The organism is Collinsella sp. CLA-ER-H5 (genome assembly GCF_040092375.1).
In the GTDB taxonomy this organism is placed as follows: Bacteria; Actinomycetota; Coriobacteriia; order Coriobacteriales; family Coriobacteriaceae; genus Collinsella.
The window spans coordinates 19,468-45,124 of sequence record NZ_JBBNLR010000002.1 but is presented as its reverse complement, the minus strand read 5'-3'; the positions used below and the strand labels follow the sequence as shown (position 1 = coordinate 45,124).

Annotated in this window: 31 protein-coding genes and 1 pseudogene; 30 read left to right on the top strand and 2 right to left on the bottom strand. The window is 61.0% G+C overall.

Annotation, left to right across the window (positions count from 1 at the left end; all coding sequences use genetic code 11):
• The first annotated feature begins 38 nt into the window (after positions 1–38).
• From AAAX31_RS01410 to AAAX31_RS01350, 13 genes are all read left to right on the top strand, one after another.
• Positions 39–275 carry an acyl carrier protein gene (locus tag AAAX31_RS01410; RefSeq protein WP_006235019.1) on the top strand — a complete coding sequence of 79 codons (237 nt, stop codon included), beginning with the start codon at positions 39–41 and terminating at the stop codon, positions 273–275.
• 2 nt (positions 276–277) lie between these two features.
• Positions 278–1,222, top strand: coding sequence for an enoyl-[acyl-carrier-protein] reductase FabK (fabK, locus tag AAAX31_RS01405; protein ID WP_117563768.1), 945 nt, complete (start codon positions 278–280; stop codon positions 1,220–1,222).
• Positions 1,210–2,136, top strand: coding sequence for an ACP S-malonyltransferase (locus AAAX31_RS01400; protein ID WP_117757103.1), 927 nt, complete (start codon positions 1,210–1,212; stop codon positions 2,134–2,136). The genes fabK and AAAX31_RS01400 overlap by 13 nt, the downstream gene beginning before the upstream one ends.
• A 31-nt stretch (positions 2,137–2,167) precedes the next feature.
• On the top strand, positions 2,168–2,941 hold the full coding sequence (gene fabG, locus AAAX31_RS01395) for a 3-oxoacyl-[acyl-carrier-protein] reductase (RefSeq protein ID WP_117775852.1): 774 nt from the start codon (positions 2,168–2,170) through the stop codon (positions 2,939–2,941).
• A 36-nt stretch (positions 2,942–2,977) separates the two neighbouring features.
• Positions 2,978–4,228: a beta-ketoacyl-ACP synthase II gene (gene fabF / locus AAAX31_RS01390; RefSeq protein WP_233540464.1), complete on the top strand. Its 1,251-nt coding sequence runs from the start codon at positions 2,978–2,980 to the stop codon at positions 4,226–4,228.
• Positions 4,229–4,231: 3 nt separating this feature from the next.
• Complete coding sequence (gene accB, locus AAAX31_RS01385; protein WP_117629227.1) at positions 4,232–4,705, top strand: acetyl-CoA carboxylase biotin carboxyl carrier protein; 474 nt, start codon at positions 4,232–4,234, stop codon at positions 4,703–4,705.
• Between the two features lie 9 nt (positions 4,706–4,714).
• Positions 4,715–5,137 carry a 3-hydroxyacyl-ACP dehydratase FabZ gene (fabZ, locus tag AAAX31_RS01380; protein ID WP_099432064.1) on the top strand — a complete coding sequence of 141 codons (423 nt, stop codon included), beginning with the start codon at positions 4,715–4,717 and terminating at the stop codon, positions 5,135–5,137.
• Between the two features lie 10 nt (positions 5,138–5,147).
• Positions 5,148–6,491, top strand: a complete 1,344-nt coding sequence (locus AAAX31_RS01375; RefSeq protein ID WP_117629226.1) for an acetyl-CoA carboxylase biotin carboxylase subunit — start codon at positions 5,148–5,150, stop codon at positions 6,489–6,491.
• Positions 6,478–8,202, top strand: a complete 1,725-nt coding sequence (gene accD, locus AAAX31_RS01370; RefSeq protein WP_349075931.1) for an acetyl-CoA carboxylase, carboxyltransferase subunit beta — start codon at positions 6,478–6,480, stop codon at positions 8,200–8,202. The genes AAAX31_RS01375 and accD overlap by 14 nt, the downstream gene beginning before the upstream one ends.
• A gap of 40 nt (positions 8,203–8,242) precedes the next feature.
• A complete protein-coding gene (locus AAAX31_RS01365; RefSeq protein WP_349075929.1) occupies positions 8,243–9,457 on the top strand; it encodes a hypothetical protein in 1,215 nt (404 codons plus the stop codon).
• Between the two features lie 150 nt (positions 9,458–9,607).
• Positions 9,608–10,762, top strand: coding sequence for a cation diffusion facilitator family transporter (locus AAAX31_RS01360; protein ID WP_349075927.1), 1,155 nt, complete (start codon positions 9,608–9,610; stop codon positions 10,760–10,762).
• Positions 10,763–10,801: 39 nt separating this feature from the next.
• Positions 10,802–11,422, top strand: a complete 621-nt coding sequence (locus AAAX31_RS01355) for a histidine phosphatase family protein (RefSeq protein WP_349075925.1) — start codon at positions 10,802–10,804, stop codon at positions 11,420–11,422.
• A gap of 31 nt (positions 11,423–11,453) precedes the next feature.
• Entirely contained in the window at positions 11,454–11,681 is a 228-nt protein-coding gene (locus AAAX31_RS01350) for a hypothetical protein (RefSeq protein WP_233506705.1), read from the top strand.
• Positions 11,682–11,780: 99 nt separating this feature from the next.
• Here AAAX31_RS01350 and AAAX31_RS01345 read toward each other — a convergent pair whose 3' ends face one another.
• Both AAAX31_RS01345 and AAAX31_RS01340 read right to left on the bottom strand, forming a co-directional pair.
• Entirely contained in the window at positions 11,781–12,542 is a 762-nt protein-coding gene (locus AAAX31_RS01345; RefSeq protein ID WP_349075922.1) for a DeoR/GlpR family DNA-binding transcription regulator, read from the bottom strand.
• Between the two features lie 15 nt (positions 12,543–12,557).
• Positions 12,558–12,953: a hypothetical protein gene (locus AAAX31_RS01340; RefSeq protein ID WP_349075921.1), complete on the bottom strand. Its 396-nt coding sequence runs from the start codon at positions 12,951–12,953 to the stop codon at positions 12,558–12,560.
• 145 nt (positions 12,954–13,098) lie between these two features.
• On the opposite strand from AAAX31_RS01340, the gene AAAX31_RS01335 reads away from it, so the two are divergent.
• From AAAX31_RS01335 to AAAX31_RS01255, 17 genes and pseudogenes are all read left to right on the top strand, one after another.
• Positions 13,099–14,199, top strand: coding sequence for a radical SAM protein (locus AAAX31_RS01335; protein ID WP_117647580.1), 1,101 nt, complete (start codon positions 13,099–13,101; stop codon positions 14,197–14,199).
• A gap of 101 nt (positions 14,200–14,300) precedes the next feature.
• Positions 14,301–15,785, top strand: a complete 1,485-nt coding sequence (locus AAAX31_RS01330) for an arylsulfatase (protein ID WP_117862211.1) — start codon at positions 14,301–14,303, stop codon at positions 15,783–15,785.
• A 15-nt stretch (positions 15,786–15,800) separates the two neighbouring features.
• The gene (locus AAAX31_RS01325) at positions 15,801–16,412 is read left to right on the top strand and encodes a hypothetical protein (protein ID WP_117647577.1); all 612 of its coding nucleotides are present in this window, start codon (positions 15,801–15,803) and stop codon (positions 16,410–16,412) included.
• A 501-nt stretch (positions 16,413–16,913) separates the two neighbouring features.
• Positions 16,914–17,711, top strand: coding sequence for a sulfite exporter TauE/SafE family protein (locus AAAX31_RS01320; RefSeq protein ID WP_117647575.1), 798 nt, complete (start codon positions 16,914–16,916; stop codon positions 17,709–17,711).
• Between the two features lie 599 nt (positions 17,712–18,310).
• Complete coding sequence (rplC, locus tag AAAX31_RS01315) at positions 18,311–18,931, top strand: 50S ribosomal protein L3 (RefSeq protein WP_035137484.1); 621 nt, start codon at positions 18,311–18,313, stop codon at positions 18,929–18,931.
• A gap of 46 nt (positions 18,932–18,977) precedes the next feature.
• A complete protein-coding gene (gene rplD / locus AAAX31_RS01310; protein ID WP_006235032.1) occupies positions 18,978–19,604 on the top strand; it encodes a 50S ribosomal protein L4 in 627 nt (208 codons plus the stop codon).
• Positions 19,605–19,892 carry a 50S ribosomal protein L23 gene (gene rplW, locus AAAX31_RS01305; RefSeq protein WP_022094197.1) on the top strand — a complete coding sequence of 96 codons (288 nt, stop codon included), beginning with the start codon at positions 19,605–19,607 and terminating at the stop codon, positions 19,890–19,892. It abuts the gene before it with no gap.
• Positions 19,893–20,071: 179 nt separating this feature from the next.
• The gene (gene rplB / locus AAAX31_RS01300) at positions 20,072–20,902 is read left to right on the top strand and encodes a 50S ribosomal protein L2 (protein WP_055250219.1); all 831 of its coding nucleotides are present in this window, start codon (positions 20,072–20,074) and stop codon (positions 20,900–20,902) included.
• A gap of 32 nt (positions 20,903–20,934) precedes the next feature.
• A complete protein-coding gene (gene rpsS / locus AAAX31_RS01295) occupies positions 20,935–21,195 on the top strand; it encodes a 30S ribosomal protein S19 (RefSeq protein WP_006235035.1) in 261 nt (86 codons plus the stop codon).
• A gap of 14 nt (positions 21,196–21,209) precedes the next feature.
• Positions 21,210–21,581 carry a 50S ribosomal protein L22 gene (gene rplV, locus AAAX31_RS01290; RefSeq protein WP_117773442.1) on the top strand — a complete coding sequence of 124 codons (372 nt, stop codon included), beginning with the start codon at positions 21,210–21,212 and terminating at the stop codon, positions 21,579–21,581.
• Positions 21,582–21,587: 6 nt separating this feature from the next.
• On the top strand, positions 21,588–22,298 hold the full coding sequence (rpsC, locus tag AAAX31_RS01285; protein ID WP_006235037.1) for a 30S ribosomal protein S3: 711 nt from the start codon (positions 21,588–21,590) through the stop codon (positions 22,296–22,298).
• A pseudogene (gene rplP, locus AAAX31_RS01280) lies at positions 22,298–22,693 on the top strand (50S ribosomal protein L16); the annotation flags it as partial. The gene rpsC and the pseudogene rplP, both read left to right, overlap by 1 nt.
• 107 nt (positions 22,694–22,800) lie before the next feature.
• Complete coding sequence (gene rpmC / locus AAAX31_RS01275) at positions 22,801–23,016, top strand: 50S ribosomal protein L29 (protein ID WP_006235039.1); 216 nt, start codon at positions 22,801–22,803, stop codon at positions 23,014–23,016.
• Positions 23,017–23,032: 16 nt separating this feature from the next.
• Positions 23,033–23,293, top strand: a complete 261-nt coding sequence (gene rpsQ / locus AAAX31_RS01270) for a 30S ribosomal protein S17 (protein ID WP_006235040.1) — start codon at positions 23,033–23,035, stop codon at positions 23,291–23,293.
• A 118-nt stretch (positions 23,294–23,411) separates the two neighbouring features.
• The gene (gene rplN, locus AAAX31_RS01265; RefSeq protein WP_006235041.1) at positions 23,412–23,780 is read left to right on the top strand and encodes a 50S ribosomal protein L14; all 369 of its coding nucleotides are present in this window, start codon (positions 23,412–23,414) and stop codon (positions 23,778–23,780) included.
• A 13-nt stretch (positions 23,781–23,793) separates the two neighbouring features.
• Entirely contained in the window at positions 23,794–24,099 is a 306-nt protein-coding gene (rplX, locus tag AAAX31_RS01260; RefSeq protein ID WP_099432059.1) for a 50S ribosomal protein L24, read from the top strand.
• Between the two features lie 475 nt (positions 24,100–24,574).
• Positions 24,575–25,654: a Gfo/Idh/MocA family oxidoreductase gene (locus AAAX31_RS01255; protein ID WP_349075917.1), complete on the top strand. Its 1,080-nt coding sequence runs from the start codon at positions 24,575–24,577 to the stop codon at positions 25,652–25,654.
• Positions 25,655–25,657 lie beyond the last annotated feature (3 nt).

Below are 25,657 nucleotides of genomic sequence, written 5' to 3'. Positions count from 1 at the left end.
TAAAAACGCCCCTAGGGCACAAACAAAGGAGAACTACCATGGCAGATCAGAAGACCTTCGAGCGCGTTTGCGATGTTATCCGCGAGACCGCCGGTCTTGACGACGTCGAGATGAAGCCCGAGTCCACGCTCGAGGAGATTGGTCTCGACAGTCTGGGCACCGTCGAGATCCTCGTCGCCGTTGAGGACGAGTTTGGCATCCAGCTCGATACCGAGGAGAACCCCAAGACAGTCGGCGAGTTCGCCGATACGGTCGAGGCGGCATTGGAGAAGTAGAGATGCTCAAGACTCCTCTCTGCGATCTGCTCGGCATCGAAAAGCCCGTGTTCCAGGGCGGTATGGCCTGGATCGCCGACGCCTCGCTGGCGTCCGCAGTGTCCGAGGCGGGCGGCTTAGGGATTATCGCGGCCATGAACGCCGACGCCAACTGGCTGCGCGACCAGATTCATGAGCTGCGCGCCAGGACGGATAAGCCCTTTGGCGTCAACGTCATGCTCATGAGCCCGTTTGCCGACGAGGTCGCGCGGGTCGTGATTGACGAGCGGGTGCCGGTCGTCGTGACGGGTGCCGGCAATCCCACCAAGTACATGAAGGCGTGGAACGAGGCGGGCATCAAGGTCATCCCGGTCGTTGCCTCGGTGGCGCTGGCGCGTCTCGTGGCGCGTCGTGGAGCCACTGCCGTGGTTGCCGAGGGTACCGAATCAGGCGGCCATATTGGCGAGACCTCGACGATGGCACTGGTGCCACAGGTTGTCGATGCGGTCGATATTCCCGTGGTTGCGGCTGGCGGTATCGCCGATGGCCGCGGCGTGGCGGCCGCCTTTATGCTGGGCGCCGCCGGCGTGCAGGTGGGTACGCGCTTTCTGATCGCAGATGAGTGCACCGTATCGGAGCAGTACAAGGAGATGGTCCTGAAGGCCAACGACACCTCGACGCGTGCGACCGGCCGCTCGACGGGACACCCGGTGCGTGCCCTCAAGAGCCCCTTCACTAACGCCTACGCCAAGAGCGAGGCGGCGGGCGTAAGCGTCGAGGAGCTCGGGGCCATGGGCACGGGCGCCCTTCGCAAGGCCGCCAAGGACGGCAATTACGAAGAGGGCTCGTTTTTGTGTGGACAGATTGCCGGCATGGTCAACGAGCGCCAAAGTGCACGTGAAATCGTTGACGACCTAGTCGATGGCGCCGAGCACGTCCTGAAGGGTGCGTGCGCATGGGTGGCGTAGCGTTTCTGTTTGCCGGCCAGGGCGCCCAGCACCCCGCGATGGGCGTCGACCTGATCGAGGCATCGCCGGCGGCCGCCGAGGTGTTCGCCATTGTCGACGAGGTGCGCCCGGGGACCAGTGAGCAGTGCCGAAGCGCCTCCAAGGAGGAACTCTCGCAGACCGAGAACACGCAGCCGTGCGTGTTCGTTCACGATCTGGCAGCGGCTGCCGCCCTGCGTGAGCGCGGCGTGGTACCTGCCGCCTGTGCGGGTTTTTCGCTTGGCGAGGTCGCCGCGCTCACCTTTGCGGGGGCGTTCGATACGCGAGCGGGCTTTGAGCTCGTGTGCGAGCGCGCGGCGCTGATGGCCGCGGCTGCCGAGCGCCATCCGGGCGGCATGCGCGCCGTCATCAAGCTCGATGCGGCGCAAGTCGAGAACCTGGCAAAACAGGCCGGCGAGGACTGCTGGCCGGTCAACTACAACAGTCCGCAGCAGACGGTTGTTGCCGGAGCGCCCGAGGCGCTGCAGGAGCTCGACGTCCTAGTAAAAGAGGCTGGCGGCCGCGCTATGAAAGTCGCGGTGTCGGGCGCATTTCATAGCCCCTATATGGCCGAGGCGACTGAGGGGCTGGCGACGTATATCCAAGCCGGCCACGCGCCGTCACCGCTGCTGATTCCGGTCATGGCAAACATGACGGCGGCGCCCTATCCGGCGGACCCGCGAGCGGCATCGGATGTCTTGGCCAATCAGGTGAGTCATGCCGTTCGTTGGGTCGACACGCTGCATACTCTGCAGAATCAGGGCATCGACACGTTTATTGAGGTCGGCCCTGGCAAAACGCTGTCGGGCCTGGTCAAGCGTACGCTGAGCGACGTTCGCGTGTATTCGTGCGAAACGGCCGAGCAGGTCGCAGCTATTGCCGACGAGCTCGCATAGTCCACAGGGCTGTAACCCGGAAAGGAATGACATGGGCAACTTGAACAACGGCGCGCTCGAGCGCAACGACTCACGTCGCGTGGCACTGGTCACGGGCGGCTCGCGGGGTATCGGCCGCGCCTGCGCTGTCGGTCTGGCGGAGGACGGCTTTGATATCGCCGTCGTCTATGCCGGCAGCGTCGATGCGGCGCGCAAGACGTGCGAAGCCTGTGAGGCGGTTGGCGCCACGGCACGCGCATATCAATGCGACGTGGCCGATCCCGCTGCTGTCAACGCGTGCGTGGAAGCGGTCCTCAACGACTTTGGTTCCATTTGGGCGCTCGTCAACAACGCCGGCATCACCCGCGATGGCCTGCTCATGCGCATGGGCGATGACGCATTCGATCGCGTGCTCGATGTCAATCTCAAGGGAACATTCAATATGACGCGCGCGCTCACCAAGACCTTTATGCGCCAGCGCGGCGGTTGCGTCGTCAACATGAGCTCGGTCGTGGGCCTGATGGGCAATGCCGGGCAAGCCAACTACGCTGCTTCCAAGGCGGGCGTGATAGGGCTTACCAAGGCGGTGGCGCGCGAGCTTGCGCCTCGTGGCGTACGAGCGAACGCGGTCGCTCCCGGGTTTGTCGAGACAGATATGACGGCAAAGCTCTCGGAGAAGGTGCGTGCGGCAACCGAGGAACAGATTCCCCTTAAGCGCATGGCACGTCCCGAGGAAGTGGCCGGCGTGGTGCGCTTTTTAGCGAGCGATGCGGCTGCTTACATTACGGGCGAGGTCGTGCGCGTCGACGGCGGAATGGCGATGTAGAAACCAGGGCCGAAGAACGGCTTGGATGAGGAGACCATGATGGAACAGAGAGTTGCAATCACCGGCATCGGTGCCGTATCGCCGCTCGGCAACACCGCGCTTGCCACCTGGGCGGCCATGTGCGCCGGGACCTGTGGCATCGGCCCGATCACGCACTTTGATACCGATGCGTTTACCGTCAAGGTGGCGGCCGAAGTCAAGGGCTTTGACGGCAACGAGTACTTTGGCAAGCGCGACGCCAAGCATCTGGACCCCTGCGTTCAGTTTGCGCTGGTGGCTTCGGACGAGGCAATGCACGATGCGGGCTTTGATGTCGAAGGCGCCATCGATCGTGAGCGTCTGGGCGTCTACGTGGGCTCGGGCGTGGGCGGCATGCAGACGCTCGTCGACAACGTCCACACGATCGCCGATCGTGGACCTCGCCGCGCATCGCCCTATATGATTGCGATGATGATCCCCAACATGGCTTCGGGCAATATCGCGATCCGCCACAAGGCAAAGGGACCGACCCTGCCAGTCGTGACTGCTTGCGCGACCTCGGCCCATGCGGTGGGCGAGGCGTTCCGCGCCATCAAGCACGGCTATGCCGACGCGATCCTCGCGGGCGGCGCCGAGGCGGCCATTATCCCCGATGCCGTTGCAGGCTTTACGTCCTGCCGCGCATTGACCACCAACCCCGATCCTGCGACGGCTTGCCGCCCGTTCGATGCAGACCGCGACGGCTTTGTGATGGGCGAGGGCGCTTGCGTGCTGGTACTCGAGAGCATGGAACATGCGCAGGCGCGCGGTGCGCACATTTATGCCGAGGTCGTGGGCTACGGCAACACCGATGATGCCTATCACATCACGAGTCCCGATCCCGAGGCTGCCGGCATTGCCCGCGCGATATCGCTGGCGGTAGCCGAGGGCGACGTCAAGCCTTCCGAGGGTCTCTACATCAACGCCCACGGCACCTCGACCAAGCTCAACGATTCGTCCGAGACGACAGGCATTAAGCGGGCGCTCGGCGAGGACGCGGCGCGCGCCGCACATGTCTCGTCGACCAAGTCGATGACGGGGCACATGATCGGTGCCACGGGGGCCATTGAGGTCATGGCCTGCGCCATGGCACTCGAGCAGGGCGTGGTGCCGCCGACCATTAACTACCACACGCCCGATCCCGCCTGCGATCTTGATTACACGCCCAATCGCGCGGTTCGCGCCGACCTTACCTGGGCGCTTTCGACCAACCTGGGCTTTGGCGGGCACAACGCCGCCATCGCGCTGCGTAGATATACGAGGAGCTAGAGCATGGATTCCAAAAGACTTGCCGAGATAGCCGATGTGATGGAGGACCGCGGCCTCACGCGCGTACGCGTTGAGGAGCCCGATGGCACCGCGGTCGAACTCGAGCGCGCGAGTGTGGCGCAGCCGGTTGCCGTGCCCATGCCTATGCCGAGCGCCATGGCCGCTCAAGTTGCAGCTCCCACAGTCGCGCCTGCCGCACCGGAACCCGCCACGCAGACACCTGCCGCCGCGCCGGAGCCCAAGGGCACCGAGGTGACTGCTCCCATGGTGGGCGTCTTCTATGCTGCCCCTGCGCCGGGCGACGAGCCGTTTGTGCGCGTGGGCTCCAAGGTCAAGGCCGGCGAGACCCTCTGCATCATCGAGGCCATGAAGGTTCTCAACGAGGTGACGGCCGAGGCAGACGGTGAGGTGCTCGAGATCTGCGTGGCCGACGGCGACCTCGTGGAGTTTGGCAGCTGCCTCATGAGGATCGGATAGGTGATATCCATGAACAAAGAAGAGCTCAAGAAGCTGTTACCGCATCGCGAGCCGATGCTTTTGCTCGACGAAGCCGAGCTGGTGGGCGACGAGGCCCACGGCAAGATCACGATTACAGGCGACGAGTACTTTTTGCAGGGACATTTTCCGGGAAACCCGGTCGTTCCCGGCGTGATTCAGTGCGAGATGCTCGCCCAGAACTGCTGCGTGCTGCTGATGGGCGATGAGGAGGCGCGCGGCGCGACGCCGTTCTACACGAGTCTGGACAAGGTGCGCTTTAAGCGTCCGGTGCGCCCGGGCGACACGGTGGATCTGGTGTGCTCCATCACGCGTGCGCGCGGGCCGTTCCGCTTTGCGACGGGTACTGCGAGCGTCAACGGTGAGGTTTGCTGCCGCGCCGATATGTCTTTTGCACTCATGCACGAAAGTTAAGGAAGGCTCCATGTTCGACAAAGTGCTCATCGCCAACCGCGGCGAAGTCGCGGTCCGTGTTATCCGCGCGTGCCGCGATATGGGCATCAAGACCGTCGCCGTTTATTCCACGGCCGATGCGGACGCGCTACACGTGCAGCTTGCCGACGAGGCGTATTGCATCGGCGGCCCGCGTCTTGCCGAGAGCTACCTCAACGACGATGCCGTGCTCACCTGTGCCGTAAAGTCGGGAGCTAAGGCAATTCATCCCGGCTATGGCTTCTTTTCCGAGAAGGCGAGCTTCGTGCGCGACTGCGACAAGTTCGGTCTGGCGTTTGTCGGTCCTTCGGCCGAGGTGATCGACAGCATGGGCGACAAGGACGCCGCACGCCGAACGGCCGCTGCTGCGGGCGTGCCCATCGTGCCGGGCTGCGATTTGCTCAAAAGCCCCGAGGAAGCAACGGCCGAGGCCGAGCGCATCGGCTGCCCCGTGCTTATTAAGGCGCGCGCGGGCGGCGGCGGTCGCGGTATTCGCAAGGTCGAGCGCGTGGAAGATGCGGCAAAGGCGTTCATCGAGGCGCGTGCCGAGGGTGAGGCCGTTTTTGGCGACGGCGAGTGCTACATGGAGAAGTTCGTTGCGCCGGCGCATCACGTTGAGGTACAGATTATGGCCGATAAGCAGGGCCATGTGTTTTCGCTCGGCGAGCGCGAGTGCTCGGTGCAGCGCCGCAACCAAAAGCTGATCGAGGAGAGCCCCGCGCCGTGCCTCGACGGACGCGATGATATTCGCGCGCGCATGCACAAGGCCGCGCGCGACCTGGCTCGTGCCGTTGGCTATGAGGGCGCTGGCACCATCGAGTTTTTGTACTCAGATGACGGCAATTTCTACTTTATGGAAATGAACACGCGCTTGCAGGTGGAGCATCCGGTTACGGAGTTTGTGACCGATACCGACCTGGTTAAGTGGCAGCTGCGCGTGGCTGCCGGCCAGCCTCTGCCCTTTGAGCAGGAGGACATGCCGGTGCGCAACCACGCCATGGAGTGCCGCATCAATGCCGAAACGCCGGACTTTCTGCCGTCGTGCGGAACGGTCACCGCGTTGCGTGTGCCGGGTGGCCCGCGCGTGCGCTGGGATTCCGCCATGTTTACCGGTGCGAAAGTTCCGCCGTACTACGACTCCATGCTCGGCAAGCTCATCGTGTGTGCGCCCACGCGTGACGGCGCCATTCGCAAGATGCGCTCGGCCCTAGGCGAGCTCGTGATTGAGGGCGTGAGCGAAAACAGCGAGCTTCAGCTCGACGTGCTGGCAAACGACGAGTTCTTGTCGGGCATGTATCACACCGATCTGATGGGGCATCTCTATGCTGATGAATAGAAAAGCGAAGACGGTCAATGTCCTTGAGGGGCCGATAACCGAGTCGTGCGCCGAGTTCCCCGCGCGCCACGTGTTTGTCAAATGCCCGGAGTGCCGCCGTGTGATCGATGAGGCGCGCCTGCACGACAACCTCGAGGTCTGCCCTCGTTGCGGCAAGCACTTTCGCGTGAGCGGTCGCGCGCGCATGCGCATGACGGTCGACGCGGGTACCTTTGAGGAATGGGATGCCAATCTGGCGTCGAAGGACTTCCTCTCGTTTCCCGGTTATGCCGACAAGCTTAAGAGCGTGAGCGAGCGTTCGGGCGAGCGCGATGCCGTTGTGTGCGGCAGGGGCAAAATCTGCGGCTGCGATACCGCGCTCTTCTTTATGGATGCCAACTTTATGATGGGCTCAATGGGCTCCGTGGTGGGCGAGAAGATCTGTCGTGTCTTTGAGCGCGCGGCCGAGTTGGGGCTGCCGGTCGTTGGCTTTACCGTATCGGGCGGCGCCCGCATGCAGGAGGGCGTGACCTCGCTCATGCAGATGGCCAAGATTTCTGCGGCGGTTAGGCGCCACAGCGAGGCGGGCGGCCTGTATATCACGGTGCTCACCGATCCCACGACCGGAGGTGTAACCGCGAGCTTTGCCATGGAGGGCGACATTATCCTGGCCGAGCCCGATGCCCTGACGGCATTTGCCGGCCCGCGCGTGATCGAGCAGAACATGCACAAGCGCCTGCCCAAGGGATTCCAGCGCTCCGAGTTTTTGCTGGAGCACGGCTTTTGCGATGCCGTTGTTCCGCGTGGCGAGATTGCGCTCACGGTAGGCGAGCTGCTGGCGTTGCACGAAGGACACGCACCCGGCCTGGGGGCACCGCATGAGATTGTGCATACGGGTCGCCGCGGCAAAAAGCTGGGACACTTGTTTAAGCGCTCGGCCGCACCAAAAACCGCGCTCGAGATTGTCAAGCAGACCCGCTCGGCAGATCGCGCCACGGCGGGTGAGACGATCTCGCTGGGCCTCGACGGATTCGTTGAGCTGCACGGCGACCGTTACTTTGGCGACGACGCCGCTGTGTTGGCTGGCATTGGCTGGAAAGACGGACGCCCCGTAACGGTTATCGCCATCGAGCGCGGCACCACGACCAAAGAGCGTATCCGCCGCAACTTTGGCATGGCGCATCCCGAGGGCTACCGCAAGGCGCGTCGCCTTATGCGTCAGGCCGAAAAGTTTGGTCGACCGGTTCTGTGCCTGGTCGATACTTCGGGCGCGTTTTGCGGCATCGGTGCCGAGGAGCGCGGCCAGGGCGAGGCGATTGCCCAGAATCTCATGGAGATGAGCGGCCTTAAGACGCCGATTGTCTCGGTGGTGACAGGCGAGGGCGGCTCTGGTGGCGCGCTGGCGCTATCCGTGGCCGACCGCATCCTGATGCTCTCGAGCTCGGCCTATTCGGTCGTGAGTCCCGAGGCCTGCGCGTCGATCCTGTGGAAGGATACGGAGCGTGCGGATGAGGCCGCCGAGGCGCTGAAGCTCACGGCCCCCGATCTGCTGGCGCTCGGCATCATCGACGGCATTGTCGACGATAGGGGCCTGTCGCATGAGGAGATCGCCGGTGCCGTCATGTCTTCGGCATTTGATGCCTTCGATACGCTTGGGCAGCTCGACGACGCCGCCCTCACAAACCTCCGCTATGAAAAGTACCGCACAATCGGTCAGTACCGCACGATGTGACAAAGGGGCAGCCCGCATGTCACATTGGGAAAGGCGTTCCATGTCGCAAGTTTCTAACACCTCGTTTACAACGACGGTTTCATCAAACGCCACGGCCGTGGTGGACTATCTGTCCAAAAGCATGATGTCGGCGCTGCCGTTTATTGTCTGCGCAGCGTTGTTCCGCACCGTCGCCGTCATTATGGGCGAAGGCATGCTGGGCCTGTGGTCTGCCGATTCCGAAATCTATCGCCTGTTCTACAGTTGGCTTTATAACGCCGGCTACTACTTTTTGCCCATTTATCTTGGTTGGGCGGCCGCCCGCCAGCTCGGTTGCTCGGAGCAGCTGGGCATGATGCTGGGCGGCGTATTGATTGCGCCCGATCTGCTTAAGCTCTTCGATGCCGCATCGACGACGGGGGCATCGATGACTTCCGTGTATGGTCTGCTTCCCGCGCCGGTCAACGATTACACGACGACTGTTATTCCGGTTCTCATCTCGGTGCCCTTGCTATGGCGAGTGGAGTGTTTCTTTCAGCGCGTTATCCCTAAGGCCGTGGCGTTTTCGTTTGTTCCGTTTGCGACCATGCTTGTCATGGTTCCGGTTTCGCTGTGCATTACGGCGCCGGCGGGCAGCTATCTGGGTATGCTGTTGGGCCAGCTTATGTTTATGCTTGGCAATTCCGGTGGCATCGTGTCGCTGCTCACGCTCATGGGGCTTGCCGCGGGCTGGGAGTTTCTTAAGATCGCGGGTGTCAGCAACGTTGTCCTATCGCTCGCCTATGCGCAGTTTATGAGTGTGGGAACGGATTCGTGCATCCTGATCGCCGCGACGATGGCAACGTTCGCCGTTTGGGGTATGCCCTTTGGTGCGTCGCTCCGCGTTGCGGATAAGGACGAGAAGACGCTCATGCTGGGCTATTCGATCTCGGGCGTTCTTGGCGGCGTAAGCGAGCCGGCGCTGTACGGTTGCGGCTTCAAATATGGCAGGTGCCTGACGTGCATGGCCATTGGCGGCGCCGTCGGAGGCCTCGTTGCGGCCGTGGGCCACGTTACGGCCTATACCATCGGCATGACGAATGTCCTCATGGTCATTGGCTTTGCCACGGGTGGCATCTCGAACCTGCTGTGGTGCTGCGCTGCCGGCGGTGTGGCATTTGCGGTGTCTGCGGCGCTGAGCTACTGCTTTGGCGTGGTGCCGGCGAAGGGGCAGGCGGCAGAAGACGGAGCCGATTCACCCGAAACCTCGAAGAGCGTGGCCGAAGTAAGCGCGTAAACCTGTGCGACACAAGGACGATTCCTTTGCCACATTCCAAGGCCGTGGTCCGTGTGGGCTGCGGCCTTTTTGTATCTGGAGGACAAAGTGGCTACACTACAATCCGTTTGAGCAATAGATATATAGGTAGTACCGTGGGGGCGGATATAGATGGTCGAGTGGATTGTTAAGCGTGCGCAGGGCGACCGAGCACGCGTGGGAACGTTGACGGGTATGGTGTGTATTCTCGCCAATGTGGCACTATGCGCTGCGAAGGGTGCAATTGGCGTGCTGTCGGGATCGGTTTCAATCGTGGCGGACGCTATGAACAACCTGTCTGATGCCAGCTCGAACATCGTGAGCGTGCTTGGCTTTAAGCTGGCGGGCAAGCCGGCCGACCCCGAGCATCCTTACGGACATGGCCGCTACGAGTATCTCTCGGGTCTGGTCGTGGCGGCGCTCGTGCTGCTGATTGGCGTTGAGCTGGTGAAGTCCTCGGTTGAGCGCATCATCCACCCCGAACCTGTCGAGTTCTCGCTTGCCCTGGTGGCAGTCTTGGTGCTTTCGATGATTGTTAAGCTCTGGATGGCGGCCCTCAACCAAAAGCTCGGCGATCGCATTGAGTCCGAGACGTTGCATGCGACCGCTCAGGACTCAAAGAACGATGTCCTAGCTACGGGTGCCGTGCTGGCGTGCGCAATTGTTTCGCAGGTGACGCACATCAATCTTGACGCATGGGTCGGCCTTGCCGTTGGCGCCTATATCGGCTGGAGCGGCTTTGAGCTCATCCAGGATACGGTGAGCCCGCTTTTGGGCCAGGCACCTGATCCAAAGCTGGTCAAGCACATTCGAGACAAGATCATGAGCTACCCCGGCGTTTTGGGCGTTCACGATTTGATGGTTCACGACTACGGCCCGGGCAGGAAGTTCGCAAGCGCTCACGCCGAGATGGCAGCCGAGGCCAGCCCGCTGGAAAGTCACGACACGCTCGATAACATCGAGCAGTCGTTTAGGGTCGAAGACGGCATGATCGTCACGCTCCATTACGATCCCATCGTGACCGACGATCCAAAGGTGGCGAGCATGCGTCTGCGCATCAACGCTATGGCTCAAGAGATTGATAGCCGCCTCTCGATCCACGACCTACGCTGTGTTCTGGGCCCCACGCACACCAACGTGATCTTTGACTGCGTGCGTCCCTCGGATCTGCAGATGAGTGCCGAAGACTTAAAGCACGCGCTGGCACAACGGGTCGAATCGGAATATTCCAAGTCGATTGCCAAGATCACGATCGACGAAGACTACGTAGGGCATACCCACGAGTAAGGCTGTGCCGGCAAAGCAGGTTATGCAGAAGGGGAGAGCATGAAGAAGCTGTATCTACTCCGCCACGGTCAGACGGAGTTTAACGTCAAAAAGCTGGTCCAGGGCCGCTGCGATTCACCGCTGACCGACCTGGGTCGTCAGCAAGCCGGGATGGCAGCCGCGTGGCTCAAAGCCCACAACGTCGTTCCCGACAAAGTGGTCTCTTCGCCCTTAGGCCGAGCCATGGACACGGCAAGTCTCGTCGCAACCGAACTCCTCGGCCGGGATGCAGCAGTCGAGCCCTGCGAAGGCATCATCGAGCGCAGCTACGGCACCTTCGAAGAAGGCCCCCACGACGCCCTACCCACCGACGTCTGGGACCCCGGCGAGGACCTGATCCCATTTGGCGGAGAAGGAAGCCATGCCCTGCAGGAGCGCATGGTGGGCGCCCTCACCAATCTCATGGGCGCCGAGGGGATCGAAACCCTCCTAGCAGTAAGCCACGGCAGCGCTAGCCGCCAATTCATCAAGGCTGCAGCCCCAGAGGGCTTCGAACTCCCAACAAAACTCCCCAACTGCGCCATCATGATCTTTGATTTTGAGGATTCGCAAGAAGAATGCGACACGTCCCAATGTAAGTTCACCTTGCAGCAGATCATCGATCCTCAACAAAGTCTTTAGCCTGAGCGAGCAGAGTTAAGCAGGCATCAACGTGTCGTCTCCCGAGCTTTGGCTTGACACGCTGAACATCTACAAGGATAACCTTGAGGCCGTCGAGGCGTTCCTGGCCGACGCCCGCGCCATGGGCGACGGTCGCCTCAATGTGGTGCTCACCGGTGCCGGCACCTCCGATTACGTGGGTGAGGTTGTCGTCCTCAACCCCGACCTATCCCTCGTCGAGACCTATCTCGGTGGCGAGAGCGTCTACACTGAGAAGTAGCTGCTGACCTATTTGCGATTTGATGCGAATAATGAGACCCCGATTCGGCTTTATCGAATCGGGGTCTTTGCTGTGGTGTCCAGCTAAATCAAAACAGGCCTATTCTGCGACGATGATGCGAGTTGATTCGAGAACCATGGAACGCTGTTTGTCGTTGACATTTGCATCGGTGATGAGTGCGTCCATTTGATCGAGATTGAAGAAGCCGAAGAAGTCCATCTGTCCGATCTTGCTTGAATCGCAGACAAGGTAACGCTTGGCGGCGCGATCGCAAGCGAGCGCCTGTAAGCGTCCTTCCTCAAGGTTAGAACAGGAGATGGATTGGGCGAGTACGCCGTTGGTGCCGATAAAGCAAGTGTCGATACCGAGCGGGGCGAGAGCATCTTCGGCGATGGGCCCGACGAAAGAACCCGATCGTTTGCGATACTGTCCTCCCAGGGCCCAGATCTCCACATCGTTACGCGTCTGGAGCATGTTCAGCACGATGATGCTGTTTGTGATGACGCGCAGCCGCATGCGCGGCAGCGCACGGGCGATGAGAGCGCAAGTCGAACCGGGTCCGAGGAAGATGGTGTCGCGCTCTCTGATGAGGTTGACAGCGGTGCGTGCGATATGCTCTTTTTCAGGGGAGCGGATTGAGAGCTTTTCAAAAAACGGGACCTCTTCGGCAATGGGGGAGCCGCTTGAAAGTCGGATGCCACCGTACTCGCGGATGACGCCAGCGCGTCGCGAGAGCTCATCGAAGTCTCTTCGAGCGGTCATTTCAGATATATCAAAGATTGTTGCGGCTTGGGCAACAGTGACCATTCCGCGCTGAGCGCACAGCTCAAGTAATTGTTCGTGACGTTCGGGTTTAAGCATGGCTTGCCAATTGGATTATGCGGTAATGACGGAGGTATAGGCGCGGAGGGCCTCGATGGTCCGGGGGTCTGCGTCCTCGTTAATGAATGCCGCGGTCATATCCTCCAGTGTGGTGAAAAGGCAGAAGTCGCGCCTTCCGACTTTTTCAGCATCTACAACAAGATAACGCTCCTGAGCTCGAGAAAGAGCGTCTGAGAGGACCATGGCTGCATCGGGACGAGAGCCAAAGACCTCGTTTCCAAAAATACCGGTTGCCGAGACGTAGGCCTTGGGAGCGGATAGACCGTAGGGGCCGCGGCCGTTGTATGGCATGGTGAAAACTCGCGTGGCCAGGTTAATAATCTCGCCGGCAAGGACGACCACGCCGAACAGCGCATGATTGACCTGCTGCTGCGCGGCCTGGAGGAGCATGAGTCCCCGGCCGAGCAAAAGGAGCGCCTGGGCTTGGCCTAAGATTCATGCGGTGATTGTGCGGGCCGGATGCGCCGCCTCGGGTAAGGAGGTGGTTTCCGGCCCGATGAGTGAGGGCTAGCCTGTGCGAAGGGGGGTATGTGCCATGTGCGCGAAGCATATTGGCTTTTTGATAAAACCGGCATCGAGTGCTTGCAACATGCGGTGCAGGTACTGCTTTTACTGCGATGTCGCTGCTCATCGCGAGGAGCGGAGCGCCCGCGTCATGGGCGAAGACGTGGCAAGTGCCATCATCGACCGTGCACTCGCCGTGGCGAGTGATGCGCACATTTCTTTCGCCTTCCAGGGCGGCGAGCCCACCCTGGCCGGCCTTGACTTCTTCCATTCGTTCGTCGCGCGGGTGGAGGAGCGCCGTGAGAACCAGCGGGTGAGCTGGGCGTTGCAGACCAACGGCTACCTGATCGAAGAGGAATGGGCCGAGTTCTTCCGCGAGCACGGGTTCCTCATCGGAGTCTCGGTTGACGCTTATCGCGACCTGCACGATTCGATGCGTCCCGATGCGCACGGTGCCGCTACGTACGCGCGCGTCATGAGCGGCGTTCGCCTGCTGCGCGAGCGCGGCGTGGACGTCAACATACTCTCGGTCCTCACCTCGCAGATGGCGGCGCATCCACAGCGCGTCTTCTCCTTCATCAAGCAGGAGAAGATCACCCATATCCAGTTCATCCCGTGCCTGCCGGGCCTCGACGATGAGCGGGACACGTTCTCGCTCGACCCGCGTGCCTTCTCCTCGTTCTACCGCCGCTTGTTCGACTTGTGGTGGCGCGAGCTCGGTGCTGGGCGCTATGTGAGCATCTGGCTGTTCGAGAACGTCATGCAGATGGCGCTCGGGCAGTTTCCGTCGCAGTGCGGTATGCTCGGCCGCTGCGCTCCGCAGTTCGTGGTGGAAAGCGACGGTTCGGTGTATCCGTGCGACTTCTATGCGCTGGATGAGTACCGCGTGGGCGATATTCGCGTCGATTCCCTTGAGGCAATGGCGACCTGTGAGACCATGCGCATGTTTTTGAACGAGCCGCGTCGCGATTGCGCGCGGTGCGCCGATTGCCCCTTTGAGGGCATTTGCCATCGCAACTGCAAGCGCCTGAACATCGCCTATTACGATGCGGGCTACTGCGGGCTGCGTGAGTTTTTGGAGTACGCCTATCCCGGCCTGCAGCGCGTGGCTCGCATGTTCACGCGGCGCTGATCCTGCCCGGGTTTTGCCTCGTCGTAGTTGTGTGGGGCTCTGCGCCCCTCCCGCCTTGACCACTCAATCTTCATCCCGTTCCCGTGAGTTTGGAGTTCCCTATGCCCCAGCAACCCAACGTTCTCCTTATCATGTGCGACCAGATGCGCGGCGACTGCCTGGGTATCGACGGCCATCCGGACGTGCAGACGCCCTACTTGGACACGCTCGCCGCCGACGGCATGCTGTTCGAGAACGCCTACTCCGCCTGCCCGAGTTGCATCCCGGCGCGCGCCGCCCTCTTTTGCGGCAAGACGCCCGCGGGCACGGGCCGCGTGGGTTACCAGGACGGTATCGCGTGGGAGTACGACCATATGCTCGCGCAGGAGATGCGCGACGGCGGCTACCAGACCGCCGTGGTAGGCAAGATGCACGTGCATCCGCCGCGTTTGGGCTGCGGCTTCGAGCACATGCGCCTGCATGACGGCTACATCGGCCACTACCGCAAGGCGAACCTGCCGTACTGGATGCACCAGAACGTCTCCGACGACTACATGCGCTTCCTCAAAAATGAACTGGGCGAATTCGCCGACGTGAACGGTTCGGGCGTTGAGAACAACTCCTGGATCACCCATCCCTGGGCCTACGAGGAGCGCCTGCACCCCACCAACTGGGTGGTGGACGAGTCCATCCGCTTTTTGGAGACCCGCGATCGCACGCGCCCGTTCTTCCTCATGACGAGCTTCGTGCGGCCCCACCCGCCCTTCGACGCGCCGCAGACCTACTTCGATCTGTACCGCGACATGGAGCTGCGCGCGCCTGCCGCTGGCGATTGGGATGACGCCGATGCCACCGAGCGCGATGGCATGATCTTGGACAGCGTGCACGGCTGCCGCGACGCCGAGCTGCGCCGCGAGGCCATGGCGGGCTATTATGCCTGCATCACACATATGGACCACCAGATCGGCCGGCTCATCACGGCGCTCGAGAACGACGAGACCTACCACGACACCGTGATCGTGTTCTGCTCCGACCACGGCGAGATGCTCTTTGACCACAGTCTCTTTCGCAAGGTGTTGCCCTACGAGGGCTCCGCGCGCATCCCCTTCATCGTGCACGTGGGCAAAAACGTCGATGTGCCGGGCGGCGAGCGCGTTCGCGGCGTGAGCGAGAGCACGGTGGAACTCATGGACCTTATGCCCACCATCCTCGAGGCGTGCGACCTGCCCGTGCCCGAGGGCGTGGAGGGCGCCTCGCTCATGGGCGAGCTTACCGGCGCCGCGCCGCTGAACCGTGCATACCTGCACGGCGAGCACAGCGGCAGCCGCGAGCAGTCCAACCAGTGGATCGTGACCCCGCATGACAAGTACATCTGGTTCACACGGACCGGGGTGGAGCAGTATTTCGACCTGGACGCCGATCCGCGTGAGGAGCACGACCTCATCGACGCTCCGGAGCGCGCCGCGCGCATCGCCGTGCTCCGTGCCTGCCTGATTGAGGAGCTCGCTGGTCGCGAAGAGGGATATGTTCGTGACGGCGAGTTGGTGGCGGGACGTGCGCCCGCCGTTATGCTTGAGCGCCCCCGGCCCTCGCGCCTCCAACGTTAAGAGAAAGGCCTATCCATGGATATGAAGACGATCGGCATTGTGGTCGTAGTGGTTGCGGTCGGGTTCACCATTTACATGGAGGTCCAAAAGCGCACAACCTTCGCCAAGCTCGAGGCGTACCTGCGCGAGGGCGACCTCAACAACTACCTCAAGGTCCTGAACCGCCCGCTCACTAGCGTGCTGTACCCCAAGTACAACGTGCTTTTCATGCGCTTGAACGCAGCTCTTGCCATGGATGACGTCGAGGCATCCGAGCGCATCATCCGCGAGATGGGTTCGCTCAAGATGAGCGAGGAGCAGACACTCGCGCTGGCGGCAAAGGCGTTCTCCTTCTACGTGGAGATCGGGGATGAGCCCCACGCACGCGAGGTGCTCTCCTACCTCGAGGAGCACGGTGATCGCGAGGCTGCGCGTGCCGACCGTCGCACCTATGACGTCTTCCTCAAGGGCTCGTATGCCTATATCGACGAGATGGAGCGCGCGTTGTCGGAGGCGGCTGGCATGGAAGAGGCCCTGCTCTGCCAGATGCTCTCGGTTCAGTACGAGAACAAGGGTGACGAGGGGCGCGCCGCGTCCTATTGCGAGCGCGCTGAGCGGACGCTCGCAGCAGCCATGCCTGACAAGTAGGGAAGAGTCTAGGCGCTTCATATGCTAGCAATCGTATTCGCCATTGCGTTTTTCGCCTCTACCATCAGTGCCATCTGCGGTGTCGGCGGGGCATCATCATTAAGCCCGTGATGGACGCCGTGGGTGTCGCCGACGTGGCGACCATCAACTTCCTGTCCGGATGCACCGCGAGGACAACATCGGGCACTTCGCCATGAGCGTTTCCACCGCGCTGCTGCTCGACGTCGTCTACGCGTGCATCTTCAACCAGGATTACTTCGCTAACTACTAGCGGCGTGTCGAGACGGTGCGCGGGCCATTGATGGACTCGGCAGGCAGATTGGCGGGGACGCCTAGCCCTTGGCGCAACGGTGCTCCGCATGAGCGGCGTAAATAGGGACATATCGCGCAGCAGCGTTCGAGATATGTAAAAGTCCACAACCATACGCTGCGGTTTTGAATGATACGAACGCTTGCAATTCGTTGCATAGGGTGTTGCTCGATCGATAGGAGCTTGTTCGGATGGGTCCTCAATACATCTTGGTCTTCGCGGTATGCTTCCTGGCGTCGCTTCTGGGGCCGCTCTGTGGCATCGGCGGCGGCGTGATCATCAAGCCCGTGGTCGACGCGATGAACGTCATGAGCGTGAGCACGGTGAGCTTCCTCTCGAGCATGTCGGTGCTCATCATGTCGCTCTCCACGCTCGCGCAGAACGCGGCGAGCGGGCAGTCTGATATCGACGCGCGGGCGATGTCGCCCATCGCCGTCAGCTCCGCGGTGGGCGGCGTGATCGGCAAGATGTTGTTCAACCGGCTGGGGTCCGTGTTCCCCGACGCCGAGCTCGTCGGCGCGGTCCAGGCCGCCGTGCTCATCGTGCTCGCCGTCCTCGTGCTGGCCTACACGCTCAACAAGGCGCGCATCAAGGGCCTCAAGCTCGAGAATGCGTGGGCGCAGGCGCTCATAGGGTTCTGCGCCGGGGCGTGCTGGTCCTTCCTCGGCATCGGCGGCGGCCCCTTCAACCTGGCCATCCTCGTCTTCTTCTTCGCCATGGAGAGCAAGCCCGCCGCGCAGGCGTCGCTGTTCATCATCGCGTTCTCGCAGACGGCGAGCCTCATCTACACGCTGGCCACGGGCAGCGTGCCCGCGTTCCTCCCCGTGGTCCTGCTGGGCATGGCGGCGATGGCGGTGCTTGGGTCGGTCGTGGGGCGCCGCCTGCTGCGCCGGATGGACTCGGCGGCGGTCGATAAGCTCTACGTGTTCGCCCTCGTGCTCATCATCGTGATCTGCACGTACAATTTCATCCGGTTCTCGGTGCTCTAGTTCTTCGCCCCGAAACGGGATGCCGCGATAATGGAGCTGGAGCGCGGGCCTTCCTCTTCTGCCTTGAGGAGGTCGCCGTGTCCCGCTCGTCTCATGAGCGCCGATGGTGTTGAAGTCCTCTTGGCAATAAGTCGCGGCAGCGTCAGCCGCCAATTCAAAAAAGCCACAGGCGGAAGGCAAACCGCTTCAAAGCAAATTCACCCTCCAACAAATAGTGGATCCCCAACAAAGTCTTTAGCCTGAGCGAGCAGAGTTAAGCAGGCGTCAACGTGTCGTCTCCCAAGCCCGGCAGAGCAGCAACCTTAATATATTTCGCCGCCGCTCTGCCGGCCCCAGGCGACTCCGCGCACTTTACCTGCGTAAACAATGTGAGTGAAATATGAATCTCGATGGATACGCCCGCAGCCGTGTATACTAAACAGCTGTGTGAAACCAGGGGAGTATTCTGGCTGGACAAAATGCCTGCTTAATAGGGTTGTCAGGTAGTCCGGGCGCAATACAAGACTGGGGAGCACGTCGTGTAAGTAGTGGTCCTCTAGGGGCGTACGCTCGGTGGTGTACGCATTGTCCCAAGACCACGCGAGAGTTGGGATCATATCTTGATCAGCATGATTCTCGGCCGCAAGATTGGCATGACCCAGGTTTGGGACGAGGACGATAACGTCGTTCCCGTCACGGTCATCCAGGCTGGCCCCTGCGCTGTCTCGCAGGTTAAAACTCAGGCAACCGACGGCTATGACGCCGTCCAGATCGGTTTCGGCGACATCAAGGCCAAGAACGTGAACAAGCCCATGGCTGGTCACTTCGCCAAGGCTGGCGTCGAGCCTGTCCGTTTCCTTCGTGAGGTCCGCGTCGAGAACGGCGAGGAGCACAAGGTCGGCGAGGTCGTCACCGTCGCTGATTTCGCTGATGTCGAGAAGGTCGACGTCATCGGTACCTCCAAGGGTAAGGGCTTCCAGGGTCGCATCAAGCGCTGGGGTCAGCGCCGCGGTCCTATGACGCATGGTTCTCACTTCCAGCGTCACCCCGGTTCTATCGGTCAGTGCGCCTATCCTGCGCGCGTCCTCAAGGGCGTCAAGATGGCCGGTCACATGGGTAACGAGCGCGTTACCGTCAAGAACCTTTCCGTTGTCCGCATCGATGCCGAGCAGAACCTCATCTTGGTCAAGGGCGCTGTCCCGGGTGCCAAGAATGGTCTCGTCGCCATCCGTATGGCCTAAGGGCCCAGCCCATTTAGCCCAGCGTCATACCAAGGAGAACACTTAAATGGCAAAGTTTGAAGTAAAGAACAGCGAGGGCAAGAAGGTCGCCGAGGCCGAGCTCGCCGCTGAGGTGTACGGCATCGAGCCGAACATCCACGTTATGCACCACATCGTCAAGTGCCAGATGGCCTCTTGGCGTCAGGGCACCCAGTCCGCTAAGGGCCGCTCTGAGGTTTCCGGTGGCGGCAAGAAGCCTTGGCGTCAAAAGGGCACCGGCCGTGCCCGCCAGGGTTCCATCCGTGCTGCCCAGTGGCGTCACGGTGGCGTCGTCTTCGCCCCCAAGCCCCGTTCCTACGCCAAGCGTATGAACAACAAGGAGGTCAAGCTGGCTATGCGCTCCGCGCTGTCCGCCAAGCTGGCCGATGGCGAGCTCGTGCTCGTCGACGACTACGGCTTCGAGAAGCCTTCCACCAAGGCTGCTGTCGCCATGCTCAAGGCTCTCGGCCTTGAGGGCAAGCGTCTGACCATCATCGTTCGCGATGAGGACGTCAACGCCTACCTGTCGTTCCGCAACATTCCCAAGACGTTCATCATCACCGCTGACGAGGCCAACACCTACGATCTCGTCAACAACAACGCTGTGCTGATGCCCGCCGACATCGCCGCTCACTTCGGGGAGGTGCTTGCATAAATGACCGCCCACGAGATCATCATCCGTCCGATCGTGTCCGAGCGTTCCTTCTCCGGCATGGAGCTGAACAAGTACACGTTCGAGGTCGCCAAGGATGCTAACAAGTATCAGATCAAGGACGCTGTCGAGGAGATCTTCGGCGTCAAGGTCGTTCGCGTGAACACCCTGACGGTCAAGCCCAAAACCAAGCGTGTGCGCTATGTCGCCGGCAAGACCCGTTCTTGGAAGAAGGCCATCGTCACGCTGGCCGAGGGCGACACCATCGAGGTCTTTGGCAATCAGGCCTAAGACTCGCTGCTGTTGAGTGAGCTCATGCCTCCCAAATAGGGGAGGCGAGAGCTCAAGGTTTCGGGCGTATAAAATGGACACGCCCGGAACCGTGTATACGTCCGGTGTCATCGCACCCGAGGCAGAACCTCGAATCCCTGTCTGCGATGGCTAACGGATTCCTATTGAAAGGGATTGTAATGGCTGTAAAGCACCTTAAGCCGACCTCCGCTGGTAGGCGTTGGCAGACGATCTCCGATTTCTCCGAGATCACCTGCACCAAGCCCGAGAAGTCCCTTCTCGAGCCCCTGCCCAAGAAGGCCGGTCGTAACAACAACGGCCGCATCACCACCCGCCACCAGGGCGGCGGCGTGAAGCGTCGTTACCGCGTGATCGACTTCAAGCGCAACAAGGACGGCGTGCCCGCCAAGGTTGCCACGATCGAGTACGATCCGAACCGTTCCGCTCGCATCGCTCTGCTGCACTACGCTGACGGTGAGAAGCGCTACATCCTGGCCCCCAAGGGCCTCGAGGTCGGTCAGACCATCATGTCCGGTTCTGACGCCGACATCAAGCCGGGCAACGCTCTGCCCCTCGCCGACATCCCCGTCGGTACGCTCATCCACGCCGTCGAGTTCCAGCCGGGCAAGGGCGCTGCTATCGCCCGTTCCGCCGGTAACTCCTGCCAGCTGATGGGTAAGGAGGGCAAGTACGCTATCGTCCGTATGCCTTCCTCCGAGATGCGCCGCATCCTCGTTACCTGCCGCGCCACCGTCGGTGAGGTCGGCAACGCCGATCACGCCAACATCGTCATCGGCAAGGCCGGCCGTAAGCGTCACATGAACGTGCGCCCGACCGTCCGCGGTACCGTCATGAACCCTGTCGACCACCCGCACGGCGGTGGCGAGGGCAAGAACCACACCTCTGGTCGTCCCTCTGTTACCCCCTGGGGTAAGCCGACGAAGGGCCTTCGTACGCGCAAGAAGAAGAAGGTCTCGAACCAGCACATCATTCGTCGCCGTAAGAAGTAATTTCGGATACCGAGTTTTAGGAGAAAGCACTTATGAGCAGAAGTCTCAAAAAGGGCCCGTTCGTGGAGACTCGCCTTCTCTCGCGTATCACCGCGATGAACGAGGCTGGCAAGAAGGACGTCGTGAAGACCTGGTCCCGCGCGTCCACCATCTTCCCCGAGATGGTTGGTCACACCATCGCCGTCCACGACGGCCGCAAGCATGTGCCCGTGTATGTTACCGAGTCCATGGTTGGTCACAAGCTCGGCGAGTTCGCGCCGACTCGTACGTTCCGTGGCCACAAGGCCAAATAGGGGGTTAACCGTAAATGGCAACTAAGTCTATTGAAACTGAGGCCACCGAGGTTCGCGCCGTCGCTAAGTACGTGCGTGTTTCCCCCAGCAAGGCCCGCCTGGTGGTCGATCTGATCCGCCGCAAGCCTGTCACTCAGGCCTTCGACATCCTCCACTTCTGCGACCGCGCCGTCGCCGTGGATGTCGAGAAGGTTCTCCGTTCCGCCGTTGCGAACGCCGAGAACAACAACGGTCTGCGTGCCGACAACCTGGTTGTCGCCGCTGCCTATGTTGACGAGGGTCCGACGCTTAAGCGCATCCGTCCCCGCGCCAAGGGTTCCGCTTCTCGCATTCTGAAGCGTACTTCCCACATCACCGTCGTCGTTGCTCCTCGAAAGGAGGCGTAAAGCTGTATGGGTCAGAAAGTCTACCCCACCGGCTTCCGTCTTGGCATCACCGAGAACTGGCGCTCCCGCTGGTTCGCAGAGAAGGATTACGCTAAGACCCTCGGTAACGATCTCGAGATCCGCAAGTACCTCGAGAAGCGTCTTTCCCGCGCAGCTGTCTCCCGCGTCGAGATCGAGCGCGCTGGCGACAAGGTGAAGGTCATTATCCTCACCGCTCGCCCCGGCGTTGTCATCGGTAAGAAGGGTGCCGAGATCGATACCCTCCGCACCGAGCTCGAGAAGGTCGCTGGCGTCTCCAAGGGCCAGCTCTCCGTCGACGTTGTCGAGATCAAGCGCCCCGAGCTCGACGCCAACCTCGTTGCTCAGTCTATCGCCGAGCAGCTCGAGGGCCGCGTTGCCTTCCGTCGCGCTATGCGCAAGGCTGTCCAGTCCGCCCGCAAGGCCGGCGCTAAGGGCATCCGTATCCAGTGCTCCGGTCGTCTCGGCGGTGCCGAGATGGGCCGTCGTGAGTGGTACCGCGAGGGTCGCGTGCCTCTGCACACCCTCCGTGCCAAGATCGACTACGGCACGGCTGTCGCCAGCACCACCATGGGCGCTTGCGGCGTGAAGGTCTGGATTTACCTGGGCGAGAAGCTCCCGGGCCAGCCTGTTCCCAACCCTGCACTCGAGGGCTCTTCCCGTCCTCGTCGTCGTAACTCCGAGAGGAGGGGTCAGTAGTGCTTGCCCCTAAGCGTATTCTTCACCGCAAGGTGCAGCGTGGCTCCATGAAGGGCCAGGCCAAGGGTAATACCGAGCTGCATTTCGGCGAGTTTGGTATCCAGGCTCTCGAGGCCCATTGGATCACCAACCGTCAGATCGAGGCCGCTCGTATTGCCATGACCCGCTACATGAAGCGTGGCGGTCGTGTCTACATCACGATCTTCCCCGATAAGCCCATCACCAAGAAGCCTGCCGAGACTCGCATGGGTTCTGGTAAGGGTAACCCCGAGGAGTGGGTGGCCGTCGTCAAGCCCGGCCGCATCATGTTCGAGGTCAAGGGTGTTCCCGAGGAGGTCGCTCGCGAGGCTCTGCGTCTTGCGCAGCACAAGCTCCCCATCAAGACCAAGATTGTTGCTGCCAAGAACGCTGAGCAGCGCATCGAGAAGGAGATGGCTGAGGAGGCCGCTCTCGAGGCCAAGTGGGCTGCTGAGGACGCCGCCGCCGCCAAGGAGGAGAACTAATGAAGCCCGCAGAGATTCGTGAGCTCTCGGACGCTCAGCTCGTTGAGAAGCTGAAGGAAATGCGCGCCGAGCTCTTTAACCTTCGTTTCCAGATGGCTACCAGCCAGCTGGACAACACCGCTCGCGTCAACACCGTGAAGAAGGACATCGCTCGCGTCCTCACGGAGCAGCGCGCCCGCGAGATCGCAGCGGAGAAGTCCGCTGTCGCCGAGTAGGACCTAAGGAGAGAACATGACTGATTCGCGTAACTCGCGTAAGGTCCGTACGGGTGTCGTTACCTCCGTCTCCGGTGCCAAGACCATTGTTGTCACCATCACCGAGCGCAAGCGTCACCCCAAGTACGGCAAGATGATGACCAGCTCCAAGAAGCTGCACGCTCACGACGAGGAGTGCACGGCTGGCGTGGGCGACACCGTCCGCGTTATGGAGACCCGTCCTATGTCCAAGATGAAGCGTTGGCGCCTCATCGAGGTCGTCGAGCGCGCTAAATAAGCAGTCGCTCTTACGACTTGTACGTTTCCGAAGATGTGCGTATGCCTGGCTTGCATACCACAGGCCGTATAAAGGCAGCGCACCTCTCTTCGGTTCTTAGTTCGGAGGAACATCTACCATGATTCAGATGCAAACCATGCTGAACGTCGCCGACAACTCCGGCGCTCGCAAGATTCGCTGCATCAAGGTGCTTGGCGGTTCCAAGCGTCGTTATGCAGGCATCGGCGATGTGTTCATCGGTGCTGTCCAGGAGGCTACCCCTGGCGCCAACGTCAAGAAGAAGGACGTTGTCCGTTGCGTCGTCGTTCGCACCGTTAAGGAGATCCGCCGCAAGGATGGCTCCTACATTCGCTTTGATGAGAACGCCTGCGTTGTCATCAACAACGATGGTTCGCCCGTCGGCACCCGTATCTTCGGGCCCGTCGCTCGCGAGCTTCGTGACAAGAAGTACATGAAGATCGTCTCGCTCGCTCCCGAGACCCTGTAGTTAGGGGAGATATATGTATATCAAGAAGGGCGATAAGGTCCAGGTTCTCTCTGGTAAGGATCGCGGCAAGCAGGGCGTTATCCTGCGTGCTCTCCCCGCCGAGAACAAGGTCGTTGTCGAGGGCGTTTCGGTCGTCAAGAAGGCCGTCAAGCCCAACGCTGCCAACCAGCAGGGCGGCATCGTTTCGCAGGAGGCTCCCATCGACGCCTCCAACGTCAATCTCGTTTGCCCCGAGTGCGGTAAGGTTACCCGCGTCGGTCACGAGAAGGACGGCAAGAACAAGCTGCGCGTCTGCAAGAAGTGCGGCCACAAGTTCTAAGCTGCCCGCAACATCATGTTGCTAGCAAAGGCCCGGATGCCCCACGGCACCCGGGCCTTTTTCTATCCCCACTCATTGGGGACAGACTTACATGAGTGGCCGTCGCTTGGCATTCATTGGGGACCATTCATTGGGGACAGACTTAAATGACCAGTCGTTGGGGACAGTCCCTATGTGCCGGCAGTTTGGGACGGTCCTTTGATGTCTGGTGCCCCCAGAGGGGTGGAGTAATACAGCCTACTCTGTCTTTTATGGCTATGGTGTTCGTTCCTTAATGTTTCACAAGGATCGTCGCATGCGCATTTATGCGCATAGCCTTGCGCGATAATGCGCATAGCTGCACAGACATCTGCCAAACATGGCAAAATTTAGACCGATAAGCAAATAAACACGCAAATACGAGTAGATACGCGCACAATTGTGCGAATATAGGGTTGTTAGAAATGAAGGACTTCCGATGACTTAGGAGGCACATATGGCAGATTCCAAACAGGCTCCGCTCGACGCTGCGGCAGCCGCTAAGGCAGCGTTCGCTTCGGTCCAGGACAAGCCATTCCCCGATGATATCTTTACGGCTCCCGAGCTTCGCTGGGCCGTGATCGGTTGCGGTGTTATCGCTAACCAGATGGCCCAGTCTCTCGCCCTTGCCGGCCGCAAGCTTGCGGGCGTCGCCAACCGTACGCTGTCCAAGGCTCAGGCTTTTGCCGAGCAGTATGGCATCGAGAAGGTCTATGACGCGGTCGAGGATCTCTATGCCGATCCGAACATCGACGCGATCTATATCACCACCCCGCATAACACGCATATCACCTACCTGCGCGCCGCTCTGGCAGCTGGCAAGCACGTGCTCTGCGAGAAGGCCATTACTCTCAACTCCGCCGAGCTTGACGAGGCCCGCGCCATTGCCGACAAGCATAACGTGGTCCTTATGGACGCCACTACGGTGCTCCACATGCCCTTGTATCAGGAGCTGCGCCGCCGCATGGATGCCGGCGAGTTTGGCCGCATGAATCTCGCCCAACTCAACTTTGGCAGCTACAAGGAGTACGGTGATTTGACCAATCGCTTCTACAACCGCAACCTTGCCGGTGGCGCCATGCTCGACATTGGCGTGTATGCCCTGTCCGTCATGCGCCTCTTTATGGCAAGTCAGCCCGCTGAGGTTGTCTCGCTGGGCAACACCTGCGAGACCGGCGTTGACGTTGCGGGCGGCATCGTCTGCCGTAATGCCGAACAGCAGCTGGGCGTGGTGAGCCTCACGCTCCACTCCAAGCAACCCAAGCGCTCGGTCATCAGCTTCGACAAGTGCTATATCGAGGTCAACGATTATCCGCGTGCCGATCACGCGACCATCGTGTGGACTGCAGACGGTCACCGTGAGGAGGTCCACGCTGGCACCGAGGCATACGCTCTGTGCTACGAGATGGCCGACCTGGAGAGGGCCGTTGCCGGCGATGATTCGAAGCGTGAGCTTCTGGGCTATGCTTCTGATGTTATGGAGCTTATGACCAAGCTCCGCGCCGACTGGGGAGTTGTGTACCCCGAGGAGGAATAAGCG